We start from the raw sequence: 22,897 nt of genomic DNA, 5'->3' as shown, positions 1-22,897 counted from the left end.
TCAACCCGTGAATTTCGAATTTTACAGTCCCTGGTTTTTATTGCTTTTTATTTTGTTCATTCCATTGTTCATCTTGGATGCGGGCAAAAAGAAGAGTCGGGGAATTGCTGTGCCTTCAGTTCAAAATATGAGACCAAGCGGAAACATCTCTTTGGTAATGACTTTTCTGAAGGTTTCGAAATATTTTATTCTCACAGCTCTCATCATTGCTTTGGCACGACCAAGAACTTACACCATTTCACAAGACCGAGATGAATCCAAAGGAATTGATATCATGCTTTCTGTGGACGTTTCACTCAGTATGTTGGCAAAAGATCTAGACCCGGACAGGTTGGAGGCATTGAAGAAAATCGCTGTTGATTTCGTTAACAAAAGAGAAAATGACAGAATTGGTTTGGTGGCCTACTCAGGAGAAGCTTACACCAAAGTTCCTTTAACGACCGACCATCAAGTAGTTGTGGATGAACTTAATCAATTAAATCCTTTGGAATTACAGCCAGGAACTGCGATTGGCGAAGGTCTATCGGTTGCGGTCAATCACTTGAAAAATAGCAAAGCAAAGAGCAAGATCATCATTCTGATGACTGATGGTGTGAATACGATCATCAATGCCATGCCGCCGCAGATCGCTGCAGAATTGGCAAAGAATAACGGCATCAAAGTTTATACAGTGGGGATTGGGAGTAATGGATTTGCGGCTTTCCCAACTGGAACCAATATTTTTGGAGACATTGTTTTCACAGAACAAAAAACAGAAATTGATGAAAATACCTTGATGGACATTTCACAATTAACGGGCGGAAAATACTTCCGTGCGACGGATAACAACAGCCTTCAAACCGTTTATGACGAGATCAACCAGCTGGAAAGGTCAGATGTCAAAACTTCAAAACTGTATAATTATGAAGAATATTTCAGGGTCTTCCTTTGGATCGCGTTAGGATTTTTGTTGTTGGATGCATTGTTCCGTTGGGTCATTTTTAAAATTTTGAATTAAGCTGATGAGTTGGTCTTTAGGAAATTACTGGTATCTGTTGTTGCTTCTTTTGTTGCCTGTCATCGGCTACTTTATCATTCATTATATCAAATGGAAAAGCAAGAGAAGAAATGTTTTTGCAGACGACCGATTTCAAGAAACGCTTTTTGAAAAAACATCTTGGTTCGCCAAACTTTTCCCGATCCTTTATCTGTTTGGATTTCTGTTTTTAATTTTCGCCATCATCGATTTACTTGGCGGAAAAGAAGAGATCAGTGTGACTCAAAATGTCAGCAATACAATTTTTGTTTTGGACGTTTCCAACTCGATGAATGCGCAAGACATCCAGCCAAGCCGATTGGACGAAGCTAAGAATATTATTATTAATTCTTTACAGAAGATGACCAATGATAGAGTAGGGATTGTGGTTTTTGCAGGCGACGCCTATTCTGTGATGCCTTTGTCCAGTGATTATTCGGCAGCGGAAACTTACCTTTCCGGAATCGAAACCAGTGTTGTCCAAAATCAAGGCACCGATTTCCTGAAAGCGATGGAAGTAGCTTCACAGAAATTTAAAAATATCAACAAAGGTTCGAAGAACGTCGTCCTGATAAGTGATGGCGAGGACAATGAAGGTCATGAGGAAGAAGCCATTAGCTTGGCAAAAAAACAAGGTATCAGAATTACGACAATTGGTGTGGGAACAGAAGAAGGCGCGCCAATCCCAGAGTATTACTACGGCCAATTGATGGGTTATAAATCCGATATCTACGGCGAAACGGTCGTTTCCAAATTACAGACAAAAGCGCTCACCAATATCGCATCCTCAACGGGCGGAAGTTATTTCAATGGCAACAATCTGGACGAAGCCATCAACCATCTGACAACAGAATTACAAAAGTCTACGGGTTCCAGTTCCACAATGATCAGTTCCCAATCTTCGGTTCATTACTACCAATATTTCCTGGCAGTTTCTGTTCTGTTTTTCTTTTTGATCTATCTCTTCAATCCCAAGAAGGATTTTAATCTTTAATGATATTTGGGCAGCTTGATCCGTCTTCCACTCCCGCTTTTTTGCCATTGCGAACGAAGTGAAACCATAACAGTTGAACTTTCAGTAATCGCAATGACAAAAAGAGCTCCGTTCAAGCCGGGCTGCAGCTTCGCGTAGCAGACGTTTTGTCCAAGGTCTCTTATAAAAGATTTATATCCAGCAAAAGATTTATTCCTTTGACTATCAAATAACATACTTCTTCAAACCTTCCATAATGCCCTGCCACAGCATATTGAAGAAACTCCTCTCCGGATCACGTTGCTTTTCGATGTTCACATGGTCGGGTTCTCCGGTCGATTCATTTCTTACAAACCAATTGGCAACCGTACTCAAGACCTTGCGGTCTTTTCCATTCTTTTTATTGATGAAATTCACGTACATATCTTTGTATTTGAAGTAGAATTTCCCAGCGATTCCAGCGCTAGAACCATAGTAATCAAATTTAATATAATCGATTTTCCCATCCAATGTTACGTTCAGATAAGGTCTTACGAATAGATTCACATTGTCCGCAGATAGTTTTTGGATATTTCCAACAATCGTGAATTTGTCTTCCATGTCTTTCACATCAAACTTCCAGCTAACGTTCGTAGGCGCGGTTCCATAGAATTTGAAGTCAGAATCCACAGTGATCATCGTCGGCAAGCCTTTGATCTTCGTATTGTTCACATTTCTAATGGTCGCATTGAAGTCATCAAACGTCAGTTTTCCTGGTTTGTTGGCGTTTTCAGCATTTTCCTCGTAGGTCAAAGCCGAGTTTTTGATCTGAATTTGATTCACGAAAAGAGGAAATTTCACATCTCTCAATTTCTTTGCAAACAAATATCTGACAGCGTGATCATCCGGTGGCGCAAGGTCGTGGTAGATGTTACAATCCAATTGATCAATGATAATTTTATCAAGATTGATGATCGTGTTTTTCCCTATTTTAGAATCTTTATCGGTGATTGTGATATGTTTTGTCTTAATAGTATAAAGGTCTTCTTCTACAGCGATCACTTTGCTAAAGGCCGTTCTTGAATATTTTGGCAGGAATTCCAGATTCTGCAAATCGGTTTGTTTGCCTGTGTTTTTCAGTGAAGCCAATTTCAATCTGTAATGTTTTCCTGCATCCAGATTGACGGTTTTTGCGGTGATCAGATGGTTTTTTATCGTGAAAGGCAGGTCTTCTTTTGCAATGTTTTTATCAGATTTTAATTCATTAAGATTGATGTCAAATTTCCCCACAGACAATTTTTCTTTTCCTTCCGAAATTTGTTTGAAAGTTCCATTGCTGATATTCAATTTTCCAATCAAAGCTTTGAAATCCGGTGTTGATGAAGTGTTCTTTTTGGCTTGAGCTTTATGTCTCGCTGAGAAGATTTTGATTTTAGGATTCACCACATCGATTCCGACAAAATTCAAATTCAGTTGTTGACCAATGTATTTCGATTGATTGTTCGTGATCAATATTTTATCGGTTTTAATGTCAAGAACATCTTTATGACTACTTTTCCCCAACGGGATCATCTCAAAATTGTCAATGGTAATGTCTTGATTTTCTGACTTGATTTTCCCAATTTTCAAAGCTTGCAGATCGTCTGTTTTCAAATAGATATTTTCTGCTTCAATATTATGATTGGTAAACCTGAACGGTATTTTTTCCTTCACCGTATTCTTGTCAAAAACAATATTGCTCAGTTTAAAATTAAAGTTGTCGATCGAAGCCGTTTTCTGAAGATTAGATTGCAAAACCAATATTTTCCCTTGATTGAAACTGATGTTCTTCAACCCGATTTTCAAATTCATTTCTTTTTCTTTCTCAACTTTCTTTTCTACTGTTTTTTTTCCTGTGGAAGTCACTTTCAGATCTGGTTTCACAAAATCAATTTGGTCTACGATCAAGGAATCTTGATTTACCAAAAAGTTCGTCGCAGTCAGTTCATCCGCAGAAAAATCGAAAATATTCTTGGCATTGTAATTCTTCGCATTCTGAATTGGATTGAGATGAAAACCAAGAATGGTGAGCGTTTTATTCTTTGCCGAAATTTTTTTAGCATTGTATTCATAGAATTCATTTGCGGTTACGACAACATTTTGCGCATCAATTTTGAACTCTTCGAAGGCCAGAGGAATTTTAGATGTGTCGTCACTTTGTTTGATGTTTGTCAGCTTGATGTTGACGTTTTGTCCATTGAACAATATTTTCCCTTTATGATTCTGAATCTTAACATTACCATTTGAAACAATGATATTTTCCAGAGCAACATCTATTTTCTTCTTTTTCTGATTGGTTTTGTCTTTTTTCGGAGCGAAAACTACGGTGATATTTGGGTCGGTCAAAACCACATCTTTAGCCTTGTAAGTCTTATTAAAAATCGCTTTCCAAATACTGAAATCCTCAATTTTCAGTTCTTTGACCGTTCCATTGATCTGTGTAACTGTGGAATCTTTTTGATCTTTATTATTGATGACAAGATTCTCTGCATTCAAATTACCGGAAAACAGACTCAGATTGAATTGATCCAAAGTCAGATGGTACGGTGTTTTATCGTTGATGAGGTCAGGTAGTTTACGCTTCAGATAAGCATCCAGCGCAAATGGAAAAATCAGTAACAAAACCAGAATAGAAATTCCGGTGATGGTCAGTATTTTTTTTAGTTTAGATGGCTTGGTAGTTTTTTCACTCATTCTCAACAAATTAGAATTATGTTTAAATTTCTAATAATCAATACTTATTCCAATCCCGTAAAACTGTAGTTATTGATCAATCCATTGCTTTACGAAATTGATATCCCGTTTCTGTAAGTTCTGCGAAAATATGATGTAAACCATTGCTAATGATGATCTGCTGTGCACCTATTAAGCTATTGTAACGTGCGATCTGCTCAAAATGAATTTCTTTCAAAGCGATGTTCGGAGCCTTACATTCGATTAGGATCTTAGGCTTGGTTTTTTCTGTGACCAGCAGGTCGATCCGCTTTGTCGTGCCGTTCAGTTCCAGCTTTTGTTCAAGAATCAATGAGGACAGATTTTTCTTTTTCACGATGTGGAAATAATGCAGCCAATGCTGTCTTACCCACTCTTCCGGCGTCAGTACAAGCCACATCTTCCTTGCCAGATCATAGATAAAAAATGTATCTTTGTCTTGTTTGATCTGCAGATCAAAGTCATTTTCAAAATTAAGTTTCGGAACCTGCATACGTTAAGATGAAAGAAATAGATATTATCCTCAAAAATATTAAAAATAAAGAACTATTACCGGTTTATTTTCTTCACGGCGACGAGTCTTTCTACATAGACCTCGCTGTCAAGCATTTTGAGCACGATGTTTTGGAAGAGGACGAGAAGGCTTTCAACCAAACGGTTGCTTACGGAAGAGATACCAATTATTTGGAAGTTCTGTCATTAGCCAGACAATATCCAATGATGGGTGACAAACAGCTCATCATCGTAAAGGAAGCGCAGGATATGAAACTGAATGATGATGAATCCAAAGCCTTGGAAAAGTATCTCGAAAATCCTGTTCCGTCCACGATCTTGGTTTTTGCACACAAGCTTAAGAAACTGGATGCGAGGAAAAAAGTCACGAAGACTTTAACCAAATCAGGAATGCTCTTCACGAGTGAGAAGATGAAGGATTATCAACTTCCAACCTGGATCCAAGGGGAAATGAGCGTGATGGGAATCAAATCTGCACCCAACATCAGCCACCTTTTGGCAGAATATCTTGGGAATGACCTTTCCAGAATTGCCAACGAGCTCAATAAGCTGAAAATCGTTTTGAAGGACGGTGCTGTTCTGGACGGCAAAATTATCGAAGAACATATCGGGATCAGTAAGGATTTCAACATCTTCGAACTTCAAAAAGCGTTGGCGACCAAGGATCAAGCAAAGGCTTTCAGCATTGCTTATTACATGGGAAAGAACAAAAAATCGAATCCCGTGCAGATGGCTTTCGGAGCGTTGTACAATTTCTTTTCGAACATCATCATATACCATACTTTATCCGGTCAATCACCGCAAACCATGGCTTCCACGATGGGTGTCAATCCTTATGCAATCAAAGATTATACAGAAGCCGCAAGATTTTATCCTTTGAAACATGCGACTCGTGTCATTTCGATCCTTCGCGAAATGGATCTGAAATCCAAAGGTCTAGGCGTTCGTCAAATGGAAGATGATGAGATATACAAAGAGTTGGTTTACAAAATTATAAAAGTTGACGAGCTCAAAGTGAAAGTTTAAAACTATTAATAAAAACATGATACACAGATGAAAGAAGAATTACTCGGTAACATCAAAATTTTCGCGAAGATCAGCGGAAAAGCATCATTGGCTTGGATCAAAGTCACGTTAATTGGCGCAGTCATAATGATTGTGGATCTTGTGATCGCCATTATTTTGCTGGGCGACAATACTGGGGGCGGATTTCCAGCGTCAGCGCACGCAGGGATCTTGGGCGCTGTGATGGGATTTATTTTACTTTTTGTAGTTGAATTTTGGACCGCTTTACTTTTAACTGTCGGAATTTTAGCGCCTGTTCTTTTTATTGTTCTGGCAAACAAAAACGCGATTGCTTCTGCCGTTTATAATGTTTGGAAGTATAAAATTGCTGATTTCATTGAACCAAAAATTGATCTTTATATCGATAAGATCCTCCAAAAACAGCCAGACTTCCTGAAAAATATTACAGATTGGAGTGTCGTAAAAGTAAAGCTGCTGGATACGATCAACAATGATTCTTAAACACCGAAATTACAGAAGAGATCATCAAATTTGTTTTGAAAAAAATTAAAATGGATGATGTCAACTTCAAAGATCCAAATACGAATCTGAATAGTATATTATCGCTCAAAATAAAACAGTTCATTGCAAGTTTTGCAGAACCAGACCTCAAATTGGTTTGGATCATTGTCGGGATTGACATTGTCCTGATCATTTTGGCTTTTGTTTTTAATCATCAGTAATTCATTTATTTTTCCATTTACGCGTTTGGTCAATCTCTCAAATCGACAGTTTAGATAGGTTTTGAATAATTAATTCCCGAAATTTGTACTCGCTTTTTCACATAAAGATTTATATTTGGAAACTTATAAATCGGCTGAGAAATCGATTATCAATTAGCCTTAAAAGAATAAAATAATTTAATTATAAAAATGGAAAACAATATTTTAGATTGTGTCATCATAGGTTCTGGGCCTGCTGGTTTTACAGCGGCGATCTACGCAGCCAGAGCAAGTCTGAAACCCGAATTATTTACAGGATTGGAACCAGGAGGGCAACTCACGACCACTACAGAAGTTGAGAATTTCCCAGGTTATCCGGATGGGATCACTGGACCGGAAATGATGCTTCATCTTCAAAAACAGGCAGAACGTTTCGATACCAAAGTACATTATGAGATGATCACAAAAGTGGAGTTTTCCAAAGTAAGAGGTGGGATCCACAAATTGAGTACAGGTTCTCGTGAGATCTTTGCAAAAAGTGTGATCATTTCTACTGGAGCTGCTGCTAAATATCTTGGATTGGCAGATGAGAAAAAATATTCTGGCGGAGGTGTTTCTGCTTGTGCTACTTGCGACGGATTTTTCTACAGAGGAAAAGATGTGGTGGTAGTTGGTGCTGGAGATACGGCTGCGGAAGAGGCGACTTACCTTGCAAATATCTGTAAAAAAGTTACTTTATTGGTAAGAAAAGACCATTTCCGTGCTTCCAAGGTTATGGTTGACAGAGTTTTGAATACACCGAACATCGAAGTGAAATACAACCACGAACTCATCGGGATAGAAGGTGAAAACTTCTTGGTAGAAAGAGCGAAAGTGGTGAATAATTTGACAGACGAAGTTTCAACAATCGATGTTCACGGGATTTTCATCGCGATTGGTCACAAACCGAATACAGGTATCTTCAAAGGACAGATCGATCTGGATGAGAATGAATACATTATTACCGAAGGAAAATCGGCAAGAACCAATCTTCCGGGCGTTTTCGCAGCAGGCGATGTTCAGGATCATCATTACAGACAAGCGATCACAGCTGCAGGAAGCGGTTGTATGGCAGCAATGGATGCGGAAAAATACCTAGGAGAATTAGCTGGTGAAAACCACACTTGGGTAGAGCAATAAGAATATTCATTATATATCATAAAATCAAAATACACCGAGAATATCTCGGTGTATTTCTTTAGAAAAGAACTATTACAAAAACTAATATATATGGAGTGTTTTTTATCTTTTTAGTCCTTGCTGAAAGCAAGTTTGGTATTTTGTCTAATTGATTGACTTGTTGTTCTCTTATCCTCCTTATTGTGGATTTTATAATATAGATATGCGATCAAAGTCGGTTTATGAAAGATTCTGTAATATCTGTATTCTGTCTGGAAATGCCGAAGGTTGATCTTGTAAAAATCATATCCGATCACCACCAAAAGACAAACACTGATCACATAGAATACTCGGAACTCCAAGCTGTAATAAGTTAATCCTGAGAAGATCGCGCCCAAAACATATGCGGCCATGATGCTCATCAATAATTTTGCTCTCGCAATCAATTCCGGATTCTTTCTGAATTTTTTCTGCGTAAACATCGAAGCCAAAATCCCCAAATCGGTAGTCGTTCCTGTAAGGTGGGTGGTTTTAACCGAGAAGTTGGAGATGCTCGCTGTCAATCCATTTTGAAGTCCTGTGGCGAACAACATCAATGCTACCAAAGCTTCTGTCTCTCCCAAAGTCTTTTCGTAAAAGAACTGACCATAGATCCCAACTGCCAAAAGGCACAATATCTCTAGGAAGATCGGAAGTGAGTGTGCAAAATATTTACTCTTTTTATTAAGGTTGATCACACTCATATTCGCTACAAATCCCCCGAAGAAGAATAAGAAGATCCATCCACCCACAACTGCTACCTGAGACCAGTTTCCCTGGCTTATCTCTGCCGCAAAGATGGCGTAATGTCCTGTGACGTTGGACGTAAAAGAGAGAAATATCAATAGAGATGCTATATTTATAGTCCCTGCTGTGAAAGCAGTCAGCGTCCCCAGTCTGATGTTGTCTCCCAACGTTCTGCTGTTACTATAATTTCTTAACATTTTACTTTACTTTTTAATAATTAATTCTAATGTTTTCATCATTTGGTCTTACAAGAAAACCTCTGCTAGCCTTCCTTTTTCAGGCAAGAACTCTGTGGTTTCTGTTACCACTTCCTGTGCTTCCAGGTGTTTGTTTTTCTTCAGGTAAGCTTTGATATCGAACTGGCTTTTGCTTAGATTCCTGCTCTTCGTGGTCGAGTAGTAGGCTTCATCCACATTGACCGCATCTATGTAATTGTTGAACGCCCTTTGGAAACTTCCCGTAAAGATGTCGCACGTGATCTTGTTGATCAGGTTCGGATATTTGTTATTGATAATGCTGTAGGCATCACAAAATTCCTGAGGTCTTATTTTATTTAGGATCGTACCTTTTGTGGTGAACAGGAGATCTCTTATAGAATCGCCCATATCGTAACCCGAAACGAAGAGAATGTTATATTTGTTCTCGTCGTGTTGTTCGTGCTTCTTCTTCAACACTTTTTTCAAGATGTCCAAAGATTCCAGTGAAAAGTCTGTCGCTATTAAAATGGTTTTGGTCATAACTTTATAATTTTTGTGAGTTGTCATTTTTTGATACTACAAAACTATACGCACCAAATTAGAAAGTCTTTGGAACCAAATTAAAATGTAATTAGAGAGATTAAAATGAGATTAGAATTTCATTTTGAGAAGAGAATATCGAGGTTGTCATCCTGAGGTTCTCGAAGAATTTTAAAATTAGGGCAGCTTTTCCGCCTTCCACTCCCGCTATTTTTGCCTATGCTTTTCCAGCCGCAAAAAATGAGCTCCGTTCAAGTCGGGCTGCGGTTTCAGAAAAGAAAAAGATTGTACGAAAATTCTTAAAGTCAGTTTATTAGGTAAAGAAAAATAGAAATGCTGGTAAAAATAACTGAATTGAATGATAGATCAAAAAACTGTTTTTTTATATAAGTATCTTGTTTTAGAACGAATTTTAAATTCCTTTTCACTTAATACTCTACCAAACATTTTTTTCTCTATTATAGAATCATTCTTATCGTAGAAATATTGATCTAAATATTCAACGAATTCATTTGGATTTCCAAAAACTGTAATGCAACTGTCTCTTTTGCTTATTAATTTATTTTTAGAATTGTATTTGAAATAAGTTTTCATTTTTTGAGAAACATTGCAAATCCAATTGTCAATAATTTTATTATCCTTCAAATCATAGGTGAAAATTGATTTTTTAGAAATTTCATCATCTATTATTTCGATTTCTTCTGATATTTTTTTTTCTTGATAGCTAAACTTCTTGATTAAATTTGGATTCTTAATTTCAATTAATTGATTGAAATTATTGTATTTGTATATTCCAGTAGTATCAATTTGAGAATTAATCTGAAAGGTTTCAAATCTTAATTTTCCGTCTTTGTCGTAGATATAAGTATGTCTAAGAATATTTGTTTTCCATCCGCGACGATAAATTGATTTTTCATCAGTAAGCTTGTTATGAATGTTGTAAAAGTAGAATTGTGAATTGTTAATATTGATTATTCTATTCTTCGAATCAAATATTGTTAGATTTTTTTTCTCAAATACTAAAGAGTCATTTTCATTGTATTCACGCTCAATTACATCTATTTGATATTTTTTATTTGAATCCGAATATTTTAATAGCTTATAACTTTCTATATCTCCAGAACAAGAAACTAATAAAAATGTAAAAACCGTTAGTGAAAAATTTTTTAGCACACTCTCTTTAAATTTAAAAAAAACATTTTAAAACGTATTCTAAAGATACAAAAAAAGCAACCTTCTCAGATTGCTTTTGTATTTTATTTTACCTTTTCCAAAAGATAAAGTTTCCCACCCGAGAAGGCCTGTTTTGGCATTAGGCTCCCTTCCAGGATCATTGTTTTACTATTGATGTCGATCACCGTAATATAATTGCTGGAATTGAATTCGATGTAGTTTTCTTTCTCTTTCGTCAAAGGGTTTTTACCAAACTCGAAATCATATTTTTGCCAGCTTTCCTTTTCAGTACTGCAATGCACAGGCTTGAACTTCGACTTTTTGGAATTGAATATGATCTGGTCAAAACCCTCCACGCATTCACTGTTGAAAGAGCTTTCCGGATTCTGGTCCACGCTGAAGTCGGCAAAAGAACCGTGGTAGATTCCCACTACTTTCCAGTTGCCGTCTATCCTGTCTTTATCTATTTTTCCGTTGGCTTTGCTCACCGCCCAGCTTACCCCTTTTACCGTTCCTTTCACGGCTTTGTATCCGATCTTTGCAACGCCTTTCACCGCCTTCGCAGCTGTAGAAACGATGCAGGACTGGAGAACGGCCAACGCAAATAAGGAAACTACTATTTTTTTCATAACATCAGATTTTTGCACGAATATAGAACATAAAAAGTATTTTATTTACATCATCTTCAAAAATGATATTGGCTAATGTTTTTAGAGATATAAAGGTTTGGACGCTAAGTGGTTTCTGTAGGAACAAAGCTGGGAAAACTGATCTGTACCGTTGTTCCCACATTTTCTTTAGAGTTGATGATCAGTTCGCCATTGTGGATCCTGATGATATTTCTCGCCAAAGGTAATCCGATGCCGTAACCTTCGTAATTCTTTGTATTGGAAGCACGGAAAAAAGGATCATATATTTTAGTGAATTCAGAATCCGGAATTCCAATCCCATTATCTTTTACAATAATATAAACATGGGTGTCGGTTGCACCAAGTGATACTTTAACCTGTTGGAAATTAGAATATTTGCATGCGTTATTAATGATATTCGCCATTGCAAGGTGGAGTAGCTGTTCATTCCCCTGAACTTTCAGTTTCTTCGGATTGTCTGGCAACATGCTGATATCCATAAAGACATTGTTCTTAGAATTGATCCTCGTCGCTGTTTCGATCACATCCCACAGCAATTGGTCCATTCTCACTTTGTCCATTTTTTGGATCTTGCCATCAAAACCGGTTTGGGCGATCATCAACAACGCTTTGATCTTTTTATCAAGTTTCTCAGCTTCTTCCAAAATGATCTGAAGCGTTTCCTGATAATGCTCCTCGGTTCTCTTCATAGAAAGGGCTACGTCCGCTTCGCCCATGATCGAGGTAAGAGGCGTTCTCAGTTCGTGCGACACGTTTCCGATCAAATGGTTTTGTGTTTCGAATGAAGTCTCGATCCTATTCAGCATTCCGTTGAAGGTGTCGATAAGTTCGTTCAGCTCTGTATTTCCTGGTTGAGGCTCCAAACGAAGGTGTAGATTTTCGGAACTAATTTCTTTAACCTTATTCGTTATTTTAAGAATCGGTTTGAACAACGTTTTTGATAAATAGAATGAAAAGATCATCGAGAAGAAAAGCGCCAAGATCATACAGGTGATCAAAGTTCGCTTCAAATACACCAAATAGTAAACCACATAATGGTTTTTTGCAGAAGCGATGGCAATATAATTCTTATCGTGGGAGCGGAAACTTTGCCCGATGTAATAAAGTTCCTTGTCGTTGTAGTTGGCTTCACCTTTTCGTACAATGCTTTTGAAAAAGGTATCCGGAATGTGGATCTGATGCGAGATTTTGTTGTAATTGGAATCCTTTGGAACTTCGAAAACATAATCTTTCTCCATCGGCAATTCCTCTTCTCTGGTAAGATTGGAGATGATCTGGTTGGTCGTCGTATCAATATGAGGTCTGCTTTTTTCGATTTGAACAATTGTGGTCGCGCGGATCTTCAGTAGTTCATAAAACCTCTGATGGGAAAAATTTACGATGGAAAAATAGACCAATCCACTGAAAAGCAGTATGACCACTGTAAAAACAAGCATCAGAAGAAGCATTGTCTTGGTTTGATTGGTGGATATTCTTTTCAGCATAATTTTAAGGTTTTTTCAGAACATAACCCATTCCGATCACGGTATGGATGATCTTGTTGTCATCCTGACTGTCTATCTTTTTTCTAAGATAATTGACGTAAACATCTACGACGTTGGTTCCCAGTTCATAATTCACGCCCCAAACGGCTTCCAGGATTTCCGCTCTCGAGATCACTTTTTCAGGATTGTTTAGAAAGTAGAGTAAAAGCTTGTACTCGGTTGAGGTCAATGATATTTCAGTTCCGTTTCGGCTTACTTTTTTGGTATAGTCATTTACTGTAAGGTCTTCAAATTGATAGATGTTCTCATCGTTTTCGATTTCATTGGAATCTGTGCCGCTGCTGTGACCACTTCTTCTTAGCAACGATTTTATCCTGGCAACCAACTCTATGAATTTGAAAGGTTTTACAAGATAGTCATCACCACCACTTTCCAATCCCATGACGATATTTTCTGAAGAGTCTAAAGCTGTTAAGAATAGGATAGGAACCGTTTTGTTCTTCTTTCTGATCTCTCTGCAGACCTCCAGACCGTTGATGTCTGGAAGCATGATGTCCATGATGATCATGTCGAAGTCATTATTTTCAACCATTTTGATCCCGGTAGATCCGTCCAATGCCACCGATATCTCATATTCCAATTCCTGCAATCCCTTTTTGATAAAGGATACAACGCTGGATTCATCTTCGATAAGAATAATATTTTTCATAGGAACTAAAATCAAATGGATAGCTGATTTTCAAAAATAACAATTTAAAATTAAATTCTATCCTTAAGATCCTTTACCTTTTGTGAACATGACAGGACTCTATTCAAATCATTAATTGCAGATATAGAATATTTTGAAGTTCTTAAATGATGTTTATACTTTGATCAACGAAAATCAGATGAAAATTATCTACTCTATCTGAAGTTTTTCTTATAAAGGATCAAGTCTATAAAAAATGTATTTTGTTAATTAAGATAAATCCTTTCAGTAGTTAATGATTTGGGATATCAATATTTAGTGCAGAGTCATCAGGGATTATATTATGTGTGTCAATTCTTATAATACTTCTTCTTAAACCACAGACTTGCCCTTACCAACAAGATCAGAACCGGAACTTCTACCAAGGGACCGATAACCCCGACAAAGGCCTGCGCAGAGTTGATGCCGAAAACAGAGATCGCAACTGCGATTGCCAGTTCAAAATTGTTTCCTGTGGCTGTAAATGCGATGGAAGCATTTTTGTCGTAAGGTACTTTCATCGATCGATTGATAAAGAAGCTGACAAAGAACATCAGAACAAAGTACACCACGAGTGGTATCGCAACTTTTACCACATCCATTGGTAGTTCTACTATTTTTTCACCTTTCAGGCTGAACATCAAAACAATGGTAAATAATAAGGCATACAATGTTATGGGCGATATTGCCGGTACAAATTTTCTGTTGTACCAGTCGATACCTTTCAATTTTACCAAAAAGTATCGGCTTAAGAAACCAGCCAGAAATGGAATACCCAAATAAATGAAAACGCTCTCGGTTACATCCTTCATTGATACACTTACATTGAAATTAGCCAATCCTAATTTTCCAGGTAAAACGTTAATAAACAACCAGACAAAAAAACTGTAGGTGAATATCTGAAAAATGCTATTTAAGGCGACTAGTAAGGCGGCATATTCTCTGTTTCCTTTGGCCAGATCGTTCCATACGATGACCATTGCAATACATCTTGCCAAGCCTATTAAAATCAATCCTATCATATAATCAGGCTCACTTCTTAAGAAAATAATGGCCAGTATAAACATCAATATGGGACCGATGACCCAGTTTAACAGAAGTGATATAGTGATTACCTTTTTGTCTTTAAATGCAATAGGCAAGAAAGAGTAATCTACTTTTGCTAGGGGAGGGTACATCATCAAGATCAATCCAATGGCCAGCGGAATATTTGTAGCTCCTACAGAAAGCGAATTGGTAATGTTTGTTATTTCGGGAAATATATATCCCAAGCCTACTCCAAACGCCATGGCAAGAAATATCCATAGCGTTAAGTATCTGTCGAGAAATTTTAATTTTGGTTGCATACAGTTTTAATTTATTCCTGCTGTTTTACTTCTTCTTTCCATAATGATCGTATCACGCCAAGTATCTCCTAGCTTTCCAATCTTTTCGCGATAGCCTATCATTCTGAAGCCCGAACTTTGATGAAGAGCCACTGTTGCTTCATTCTCAGGAAACATCCCGCTTTGCAATGTCCATATGCCGTTCCTTTCACTTTCTTCTATCAGTTTTTGCATTAAGGCTTTTCCAATGCCTTTTCCTTTATGATTATTGGAAATGTAGATGCTCAATTCTGCCACACCACCATAGACACATCGGTCACTCACTGCCGAGAGTGCAGCCCAGCCAACAACCGTGTTGTCAATTATAGCAACCAGTCGGCTGTGCTTTAGTTTACCTTTGTCCCAATCCTCCCAAGTCGGAACATTGGTTTCAAATGTGGCATTGCCTGTTTCAAGCCCTTGCCTGTATATTTCCGCTATGTCTGGAAAATGCCTCTTGTCTGTTGGTATTATTTCCATTCTATTTATTTATCTGCGAAAAAACATAAAACATCTCTGTGGCGATCTGCAAACTTCTCTCAGCATAGATCTGCGTCTGTTCCGGTGTGTTGTCTGAAGATTTGGGGTCATTGTACTTAATAGGAAATCTTGCCTCTGCGCCTATAACCAAAGGGCAGCCTTCATCGGCATTGTTGCACGTCATAATTGCACCAAATTCTTTTTTTGGATTAAAATCATTGCTGTATTCTTTCGAAAAGCAGATGATAGGCGCTTCATTGTCTGCATACTTTACTGCATAGACAGGATTCTCATTATCACTCAGCATCTGAATCTGAAACCCTTGGTTTTCCAAAGTTTCAGCCACTTTTGGGAACATTGCGGTCGCTTCTGTACCTCCGGAATAACAGAATACGTTTTTAATATTAAAATGATAGGCCATTGTTTGCGCCCAGATCTGGGACAGGTGACTTCTTCGGCTGTTGTGGGTACAGATAAAGTTCAGCCTGATGGTTTGGTTCGCTTCAGCTTTATTTTGTAAATGATCTATCAATGGTTGCAAAACAGTTTTTCTTTCCTCGGTGATAGAGTCTATAGAAATTGATTCTATGATCTTTGAAATGGTCTGGTTCATTTTCATTTTTATTTATTTATAAATTCTTCAATCTCCAGCACTGTTTGTTTAGCGGATCTGTTAACTCCTATCAGTGTTGCTGATGCGTAGCCACTCCAGTTACCATATCCGACAAACCATAAACCGTCTTTTTCAAGTGATCTGCTTTCAATTGTTTTAGGAATTCCTTTTTCATCTGTATGGATCAGCTTTTTCAGATATGAAGTATCATAGCCAAAGCCGGTACACCAAATCAAGGCATCAAATTCTTCGTGTTCACGAGTATACCATATCACCCCTTTATTGTAAAGTTGATGAAATGTTCCGCTGGAAACCAATACACCTCTTTCCCGAGCTTCTTTAACGGGCGGAACCATCACGATATTTCCTAAATTATACTTCGATGAATCAAAAGGTTTTCCTTCTTTTTCCGCCTTATATTTTGCCGAGGCAACATTGAACAGATAGTATCCGTCCACATCATCAGGCAGAAATTGAGGTTCGCTTCTTGTAGACCATTTGGTCTCAGTGATTTTAGAAACCTCGGCAACAATCTGAGCTCCCGAATTGCCCTCACCGATGACCAGTGTTTTCTTATTGATAAAATCTTCTGGCTTTTTATAATTCCGTGAATGGATCTGGGTTCCCTTAAAATCTTCAGCTCCCTCCAAATGAGGAATAATCGGATTGCCCCAGGTTCCTGTAGCTGAAATAATTGCTTTTGACCTAATGGGATTTTGCTGAGTAAAAACAGTGAAATGACCTCCTTCTTTTTTGATATCAATCACTTCAATACCTCTTTGGACATTTAACTGATAATGCTCTTCATATTTTGCCAAATAATTAACAACTTCCTGTCTTGAAGGAAATTGATGTTCACTTTTGGGCATTAACCAACCAGGTAAAGAACTGTAATCTGCCGGGGAAAAAAGCGTAAGACTGTCCCAAGCGTGTAACCAAGCACCGCCTGGAAGATCCTGCTTATCTAAAATTAGAAAATTGAGTTTGGCTCTCCTAAGATAATACCCGCAAGCTAGGGCACTTTGACCACCTCCAATGACCACCACATCAAAAATTTCTTCCATTGATTGATTTTATTTTAATTCAGATGAGCTTAAATATAGAATGTTACTGTTTACGGGTTAACAGCATCCACCGCCAGGAGTACAGCTGTTATTTTGATTTATGGTAATTTCTGTCAGATTTCTCTTTACTTTTGCTGACGGAATTCCGCAAGCATCCTGAGCAAGACAAGCAGTGGTCTTACTTTTCAGAACAAAAACTTTCCCATTGAACTCCAGATCGTATTTGCCAATGGTATTGCTTTGATATTCCACTTCGATCTCATTATTTTCAATCCCTAATTTTTCTTCAGAAAGTTTGATAATATTGAGCAGTTTTCCGGGTTTTAACCTGTGCTCGTAGTCGTCTGCATTCCATAACTGGAAATTGACCACTGATTCCTCACGGATCACTCCGCCACAATCAATGAATTTTTTATTGATCTGTCCGACTTCCGTCACGTGGAAATGTTCAGGTATCAAAGTCCCGTCTTCCAATTGAAACTCTACATTCTCCAATGTTGGCAAGATCTCTTTTATTTGTTCTAGTGTCATAGTATTTTGTTTTAATTGTTTTTAATTTGATGGAAGCGATTTGAAAGTCTAAAAATATATTGTACTAATGCAATATTGCGATATTTAAAAGTAAAAAAATGCATCAACAACATTTCTGATCAGTAACGGTATTAATGATCTTTGAAAAGTAATCCTTCAGGATCTCGAAAGTATTTTCATCGATACAGTAGCATACTGAATTTCCCTCAATGTTCCCTTTTATCAAACCGGCATTTTTCAGTTCTTTCAAATGCTGGGATATGGTGGGTTGCGCCAAGGGTAATTCATTGACAATGTCTCCCGTGATACACGTATTTACCTTGAGCAGGTATTCTATGATAGCAACTCTGGCAGGATGTCCCAATGCTTTTGCTATCACTGCTATTTTATTTTGTTGATCTGTAAAGTGATCCGTCTTTGTAGCTCCCTTAATAATTTAATATTGCAATATTACGATATATTTTATTGATAAGAAAAATTAATTGATGTAAAATTGAAAATTTATGTAAATTCGTAGCATATTTTCACATAATTGATCCCAATATAATTTCTTCCGAATTTAGTTCTTCTCCGGAATTAACTGATAAGCTTTATCAAAACGGTATCCTGAAAACATACCACGAAGGCCATATCATTCTGGATGAAAATGCAATTCAGGAAATGTTCCGTTTGCAGTTTTTCCATATGTATGGTGTCATCGGAAGCGCAGTTGTCACAGGAATGATTTCTGTATGGCTATTCAAAAAGTTTAAAATAAAAACCATTTACGGAGAAAAAATTTCAATTGCTCCTAAACTTTTAACAAAGGACAAATAACGGAGATTTGATCTTCTTGTTTGGTTAGGCAATTACCGGAGCTTGTCCCGGATCTCTTTTTGCACAAATCGGAACAGGAGCTTTTGCGGTTATCATTACTTTGGTGAGTGTTGTTCTCGTAACCTGGGTCTATGGGTATTTCCGAGATAAGCTACCGTATTGATTTTTAGAATGCTACGTAAAAAATTTTGTAATATCACTAAGTGGGAGATTTTGTAAAATGAAATATAATGGTTTCTTTAGCTTACATCACTGATATTGCCTTTGAAACGAACCGTATGTACATTTTTTTCAATAGTTTAAATCGTGAGGAGAAAAATAGTATTTAATCAATAATCCTAATGTCACGACGCAATAAAGAAAGTTTGCAACAGCAATAATCCTGATAAAAAGTGTCCAACTTTCTTTTGTTATGTGCTGTTTGTTTTTACTTTACATTGATGTCGTCATACAATTTATCAACTACTTTTTCTAAAATTTCTCCTGTTTCATTAAAGCTGGTGTTTGTCAATATGGATATTCCTATATTTTGTTTAGGATAAATCACAAACCAATTCTGCATTCCGTATATCCCTCCGTGATGTCTATAAATTAATTGATTCTCATTTTCTATGATGTACCAATGATAGCCTTCCCAAAAATCAGAACCTTCTTTATATAATTTTTTATGGGATTCGTTTACAATAGGATTTGATTGGTTTATTTGCAATTTCATATATTTCACTAAATCCGGAGCAGTAGAGTGTAATCCTGAAATTCCGCCCCATAAAGTTCTGTTGAAGTTTGGCATCAACTCGTTTTTATCGTTATAGCCTTTTACCAATCTTGTTCTGTCATTTTCATTGAGTGTAAACTTGGTTTGGTCCATGTTATTGGGCTTCAAAACAAATTCAATGACCAACGCCTCAAAAGGCTTTTGATATGCTTTTTCAAGTATGTATGCTGTTAACTCCGGAGCTGTGTTTGAATAGGAATAGAGTTCTCCAGGTTTCGTTTCAATTTTGATAAGTTTTAATCCTTCAAAAAAAGCCTTTTTATTTTCGCTTTTTATGGGCATGTTAGGAAATCCACTAGTATGGGTGATGAGGTGTTTGATTCTTATAGGTTCACCTTTAAATTCTAAATTGGGATAAGGTTCGTCAAGATAGATTCTAATATCATCATCTAAATTTATTTTTTTATCAAGTACGGCTTTAGCGGTTATATAACCCGTAAAAATTTTAGTTACAGAAGCTAATTCATAAAGTGTAGAATCGGTGGGTTTGTTTCCTTTTCCAATCGTTAATTCTCCAAAATGTTTTATGGTGGATTTTCCATCTTTAAGCACTGCAATGGAAACAGAATGAAATCTTTTGTCCTCTAATAACTGAAGCGCATTTTTTGTAATTGCATTTTCAATCTTTTGTTTATTGATTGGTTGAACACTTTTACACCCAAGTAAGACAAAAAATAAAATAGGGATTAAATATTTCATAGCTTCTAAATTTTTATTTGATATTCGTAATCTGATGCAAATATGCTGTAGAGTATCTTGAAAAAAGTCCATGTAAAAAAAGTCGAACTCATTTCAATGAATAAAATGAGTCCGATTATCTACAAATCAAAGTTCGAGTATTTACAATTGATTAATTATCAGCTATTTCTGAATGCTGTTGGGGTTTGATTCGTGTGTTTTTTAAATGAAGTATGAAAAGAAGATTTTGAATTGAAACCCACTTCATATAAGATTTCTAAAACGGTTACTTCTTTTTTTGAGGCATCTCTTAGAATCGTCATTGCTTTTTTGACGCGGTATTCATTTACAAAATCAAAAAAATGCTGATTGAGGTGATGGTTAATTAATACAGATAACTCACGAACAGGAATATTCAACTGGTCTGCCAGTTCCTGAATCGTTAATGAAGGTTCTAAAAAGGGCTCTTTTTCAACCATGAAATTTTTAAGCTGTTCAATCCGAATTTTTTTTGTTTCTTCGGTTTTATTTTCAACTTCAAGAATGTCAGCAAAATCTTTTGTTGGCTGTAATGTAGAATCAATTCTGCGAAAAAGCTCAGGATAATTTAATGCCTTTAATATGAACCAACAGGCAGCCAATAAAAAGGAAGTTCCTGCCAGAATATGAAGCCAAATAAACAAATCGTTGTATGTGGTATATCGTATGATATTTTTAAAAATAATGCATATATGTATGAATAAGAAAATGATGGTAAGTTGAAACAGCCATTTGTACAACAAGGTGTTGGGATTCGTGTAGTTTTCACGATAAATCTTCTTATATTTTTTGAGTATTATGAATACGCCAACGATATAAAAGAAAAACTGCAGTTCCCCGATGAGTTGATAAACAAACATTTCAGGAGAGCTCCACATAGCTGTAAAGAAATCTTCTTTTGCAGCACCGGCTATTTACTTCTACTTTAATATCGAAAATCACAATCCAAAATCTTACTAATATGAAAACTTCAGAACAATTTTCATTCTTAAAACTCGAAAACGAAGTTTTGGAAAGTGCAATCAAACAGGTTAACCAAGATTACAATGTCATTCAGATCTTTTATAACAAAAGTGTACATTCTCAGTATTCTCATCTAATTATTAATTTGGAACACCAAAAGGATATTGATAAGTTAAAATAAAAACACTGGATAAAAAAAGCCTACTATGAGCATAAAGTGCATATCCATCTATTTTACAATACTCAATTCCATCATAAGTTTGACTCAGGACATCCCTATGTTGAATATTACTGCAAACCATCTGCTTTGATCTATCAAAATGAGCATTATGGAAATCACCTTTTGATTGATAGAAATTGGAAAAAGTTCAACAAAAAGTTTGAAAATTACAAGGAAATATTTTACCCCGATCACAATTTATTATTGTCTCAAACACGTGAATTCATTAAGGACAAATCGTTTGTAAGTGTTTTCCTCAGCTATGAAAAGGTGATTAGGTATGACTTGGAATATCTTGAAAACCTATATACAGGATTTTCCTTTGATACAAAAAACCTGCACTAGCGCATTTATAATTTAGTACCCTATACTCCTGAGATTCAAAAATATTTTGTAAAACAAAATGGAAAGAAATATTATCTGATCAGTTTATTTGACAAAGCAAGAAGATCAGCTCGTGAGGATGAACTTATGTATGAAAACGAATTCTTTGAAGCAATTGGTATTGCAGAAGAAAGTCTTTTCAGTATGATAGAAATACGCTTAGACTAATTGAAAAAACAGATCAAAAAATCACCTCGTCACATTGTGACATCTTTTGAAATACCCGATGTTTTGGCGGATAACAATGATAAAATTGTCGATAAAGCAGTCAAAATCATTATAAAGTTGGAAAATACAGAAGAGATCTATCTGTTTCATAAAGCCACCTATGGAAACAATATTACCTATTATCTGCTTATAATTGCTCATAATGTTAGTAATGAAAAATTGAAAGAGACCCAATATTATCTTAAAAGTAAAGCTGGCAAACAATATGATTTTGTGCTTATCAGCCACGACCGCAATTGGATTCAGCAACACCTATTCAAGTATCAAAATTTCTTTGCCAAGATTATACAGGGTAAAAACAGGATTTACGCTTCAAGTCCATATCATCCCGAGCCACATTGGGAATCTCCCCATCATCTGCACCAAGACTTGGATTCATATTACAAATCAGCAAAAGGCAATGGCTTGCAGTTTTTTAGTATCGTTGGGAATGAAAATGACAACCATCAGGGAATACCATTTCTTTTCGCTTTATTCTTCCTTTCGTTTTGCAGAACCTACATTTTTGTGAAGCCCTGCTATATGCCCAACTATTTGTCCTTTCAATCATTATGGCAACTATGCTTATACGCCAATCCGGATATGATACGCTATCAACATTTATATGATGGATTCCTGCTTAAACTTATTCCCACTTTGGAATACCATAAATTTCTACGCCATAAGTTTACTTGTCTTGACAAGGAAGTAATAGACCATATGAAAGTCATCGTGGAAAAGCTGATGAATGACCTTGATGAATTGGTCAAAGAAGAAGGATTAATTGATAAAACAGAAAAGGATGGAACAATTGAATGAAAATCTAAGCAAAGCTATTATTCGGTTTATAGAAGACCACCCTCCAAAAACTATAAAAAGAAATCTTTTTTCATTATTTGTAGACTATACTTATACTTTAAAGGGAGGAACTCCAAATGATCTGGATAACATTCTGTTTGATTTCAAAGAACTCTTTATCTTTCTTGATAAAATAGAGGATGAAATGGAAAACATCAAGGATGGTAAAAATATAAATTTGTAGTGTGATTTGCTAAGCAATATATAATTACAGGATCAAGATCAAAACCTG

The 22,897-nt window shown here is 36.5% G+C and carries 26 protein-coding genes and 1 pseudogene; 11 read left to right on the top strand and 16 right to left on the bottom strand.

Annotated features, from left to right (window positions below; all coding sequences use genetic code 11):
• The first annotated feature begins 7 nt into the window (after positions 1-7).
• Complete coding sequence (locus AXA65_RS11160) at positions 8-997, top strand: vWA domain-containing protein (RefSeq protein WP_086048179.1); 990 nt, start codon at positions 8-10, stop codon at positions 995-997.
• A 4-nt stretch (positions 998-1,001) separates the two neighbouring features.
• Positions 1,002-2,009, top strand: a complete 1,008-nt coding sequence (locus AXA65_RS11155; protein WP_063970182.1) for a VWA domain-containing protein — start codon at positions 1,002-1,004, stop codon at positions 2,007-2,009.
• A 204-nt stretch (positions 2,010-2,213) separates the two neighbouring features.
• Here AXA65_RS11155 and AXA65_RS11145 read toward each other — a convergent pair whose 3' ends face one another.
• Positions 2,214-4,700 (bottom strand): hypothetical protein, encoded by a 2,487-nt coding sequence (locus AXA65_RS11145; RefSeq protein ID WP_063970180.1) that lies wholly within the window; start codon positions 4,698-4,700, stop codon positions 2,214-2,216.
• A 76-nt stretch (positions 4,701-4,776) separates the two neighbouring features.
• Positions 4,777-5,211, bottom strand: a complete 435-nt coding sequence (locus tag AXA65_RS11140; protein WP_063970179.1) for a type I restriction enzyme HsdR N-terminal domain-containing protein — start codon at positions 5,209-5,211, stop codon at positions 4,777-4,779.
• 8 nt (positions 5,212-5,219) lie between these two features.
• On the opposite strand from AXA65_RS11140, the gene holA reads away from it, so the two are divergent.
• From holA to trxB, 4 genes are all read left to right on the top strand, one after another.
• Entirely contained in the window at positions 5,220-6,257 is a 1,038-nt protein-coding gene (holA, locus tag AXA65_RS11135) for a DNA polymerase III subunit delta (protein ID WP_063970178.1), read from the top strand.
• A gap of 27 nt (positions 6,258-6,284) precedes the next feature.
• On the top strand, positions 6,285-6,758 hold the full coding sequence (locus AXA65_RS11130) for a hypothetical protein (protein ID WP_086048178.1): 474 nt from the start codon (positions 6,285-6,287) through the stop codon (positions 6,756-6,758).
• Between the two features lie 35 nt (positions 6,759-6,793).
• Complete coding sequence (locus AXA65_RS19770; RefSeq protein ID WP_131797805.1) at positions 6,794-6,979, top strand: hypothetical protein; 186 nt, start codon at positions 6,794-6,796, stop codon at positions 6,977-6,979.
• 189 nt (positions 6,980-7,168) lie between these two features.
• Positions 7,169-8,137 carry a thioredoxin-disulfide reductase gene (gene trxB, locus AXA65_RS11125; RefSeq protein ID WP_063970177.1) on the top strand — a complete coding sequence of 323 codons (969 nt, stop codon included), beginning with the start codon at positions 7,169-7,171 and terminating at the stop codon, positions 8,135-8,137.
• Between the two features lie 110 nt (positions 8,138-8,247).
• Here the strand turns inward: trxB and AXA65_RS11120 are convergent, their stop codons facing one another.
• The 12 genes from AXA65_RS11120 to AXA65_RS11065 all read right to left on the bottom strand — a co-directional run bounded on the left by AXA65_RS11120 (position 8,248) and on the right by AXA65_RS11065 (position 18,104).
• Entirely contained in the window at positions 8,248-9,099 is an 852-nt protein-coding gene (locus AXA65_RS11120) for a YoaK family protein (RefSeq protein ID WP_063970176.1), read from the bottom strand.
• Positions 9,100-9,147: 48 nt separating this feature from the next.
• Positions 9,148-9,666, bottom strand: coding sequence for a hypothetical protein (locus AXA65_RS11115; protein ID WP_228391672.1), 519 nt, complete (start codon positions 9,664-9,666; stop codon positions 9,148-9,150).
• A 339-nt stretch (positions 9,667-10,005) separates the two neighbouring features.
• Positions 10,006-10,812, bottom strand: coding sequence for a hypothetical protein (locus tag AXA65_RS11110; RefSeq protein WP_063970175.1), 807 nt, complete (start codon positions 10,810-10,812; stop codon positions 10,006-10,008).
• 83 nt (positions 10,813-10,895) lie between these two features.
• Positions 10,896-11,441, bottom strand: coding sequence for a hypothetical protein (locus AXA65_RS11105; protein ID WP_063970174.1), 546 nt, complete (start codon positions 11,439-11,441; stop codon positions 10,896-10,898).
• Positions 11,442-11,545: 104 nt separating this feature from the next.
• The gene (locus AXA65_RS11100) at positions 11,546-12,946 is read right to left on the bottom strand and encodes a sensor histidine kinase (RefSeq protein WP_063970173.1); all 1,401 of its coding nucleotides are present in this window, start codon (positions 12,944-12,946) and stop codon (positions 11,546-11,548) included.
• A gap of 4 nt (positions 12,947-12,950) precedes the next feature.
• Positions 12,951-13,655, bottom strand: coding sequence for a response regulator transcription factor (locus AXA65_RS11095; RefSeq protein WP_063970172.1), 705 nt, complete (start codon positions 13,653-13,655; stop codon positions 12,951-12,953).
• A gap of 329 nt (positions 13,656-13,984) precedes the next feature.
• The gene (gene arsB / locus AXA65_RS11090) at positions 13,985-15,019 is read right to left on the bottom strand and encodes an ACR3 family arsenite efflux transporter (protein WP_063970171.1); all 1,035 of its coding nucleotides are present in this window, start codon (positions 15,017-15,019) and stop codon (positions 13,985-13,987) included.
• A gap of 6 nt (positions 15,020-15,025) precedes the next feature.
• The gene (locus tag AXA65_RS11085; protein WP_063970170.1) at positions 15,026-15,517 is read right to left on the bottom strand and encodes a GNAT family N-acetyltransferase; all 492 of its coding nucleotides are present in this window, start codon (positions 15,515-15,517) and stop codon (positions 15,026-15,028) included.
• A gap of 1 nt (position 15,518) precedes the next feature.
• Entirely contained in the window at positions 15,519-16,130 is a 612-nt protein-coding gene (locus tag AXA65_RS11080; RefSeq protein ID WP_063970230.1) for a hypothetical protein, read from the bottom strand.
• 8 nt (positions 16,131-16,138) lie between these two features.
• Positions 16,139-17,194: an ArsO family NAD(P)H-dependent flavin-containing monooxygenase gene (locus AXA65_RS11075; protein ID WP_063970169.1), complete on the bottom strand. Its 1,056-nt coding sequence runs from the start codon at positions 17,192-17,194 to the stop codon at positions 16,139-16,141.
• A gap of 57 nt (positions 17,195-17,251) precedes the next feature.
• A complete protein-coding gene (locus AXA65_RS11070; protein ID WP_063970168.1) occupies positions 17,252-17,725 on the bottom strand; it encodes a DUF6428 family protein in 474 nt (157 codons plus the stop codon).
• A 103-nt stretch (positions 17,726-17,828) separates the two neighbouring features.
• Positions 17,829-18,104, bottom strand: a complete 276-nt coding sequence (locus tag AXA65_RS11065; protein WP_228391671.1) for an ArsR/SmtB family transcription factor — start codon at positions 18,102-18,104, stop codon at positions 17,829-17,831.
• Between the two features lie 272 nt (positions 18,105-18,376).
• Between AXA65_RS11065 and AXA65_RS20580 the strand changes: the two are divergent.
• A pseudogene (locus AXA65_RS20580) lies at positions 18,377-18,704 on the top strand (YeeE/YedE thiosulfate transporter family protein); the annotation flags it as partial.
• Between the two features lie 264 nt (positions 18,705-18,968).
• On the opposite strand, the gene AXA65_RS11055 reads toward AXA65_RS20580, so the two are convergent.
• Together AXA65_RS11055 and AXA65_RS11050 are read right to left on the bottom strand one after the other, a co-directional pair.
• A complete protein-coding gene (locus tag AXA65_RS11055) occupies positions 18,969-20,015 on the bottom strand; it encodes a serine hydrolase domain-containing protein (RefSeq protein ID WP_228391670.1) in 1,047 nt (348 codons plus the stop codon).
• Positions 20,016-20,173: 158 nt separating this feature from the next.
• Positions 20,174-20,893 (bottom strand): helix-turn-helix domain-containing protein, encoded by a 720-nt coding sequence (locus AXA65_RS11050; protein WP_063970166.1) that lies wholly within the window; start codon positions 20,891-20,893, stop codon positions 20,174-20,176.
• A 101-nt stretch (positions 20,894-20,994) separates the two neighbouring features.
• Here AXA65_RS11050 and AXA65_RS11045 point away from each other — a divergent pair, with 101 nt between their 5' ends.
• From AXA65_RS11045 to AXA65_RS11030, 4 genes are all read left to right on the top strand, one after another.
• The gene (locus AXA65_RS11045) at positions 20,995-21,177 is read left to right on the top strand and encodes a hypothetical protein (RefSeq protein WP_063970165.1); all 183 of its coding nucleotides are present in this window, start codon (positions 20,995-20,997) and stop codon (positions 21,175-21,177) included.
• A 36-nt stretch (positions 21,178-21,213) separates the two neighbouring features.
• Positions 21,214-21,561 (top strand): hypothetical protein, encoded by a 348-nt coding sequence (locus AXA65_RS11040; RefSeq protein WP_131797804.1) that lies wholly within the window; start codon positions 21,214-21,216, stop codon positions 21,559-21,561.
• Positions 21,562-21,768: 207 nt separating this feature from the next.
• Positions 21,769-22,626, top strand: coding sequence for a hypothetical protein (locus AXA65_RS11035; protein WP_063970163.1), 858 nt, complete (start codon positions 21,769-21,771; stop codon positions 22,624-22,626).
• Positions 22,610-22,849, top strand: coding sequence for a hypothetical protein (locus AXA65_RS11030; protein WP_063970162.1), 240 nt, complete (start codon positions 22,610-22,612; stop codon positions 22,847-22,849). The genes AXA65_RS11035 and AXA65_RS11030 overlap by 17 nt, the downstream gene beginning before the upstream one ends.
• Positions 22,850-22,897 lie beyond the last annotated feature (48 nt).

The organism is Chryseobacterium sp. FP211-J200, from assembly GCF_001643375.1.
GTDB lineage: Bacteria > Bacteroidota > Bacteroidia > Flavobacteriales > Weeksellaceae > Epilithonimonas > Epilithonimonas ginsengisoli.
This window is presented reverse-complemented; position numbering and strand designations above follow the sequence as displayed.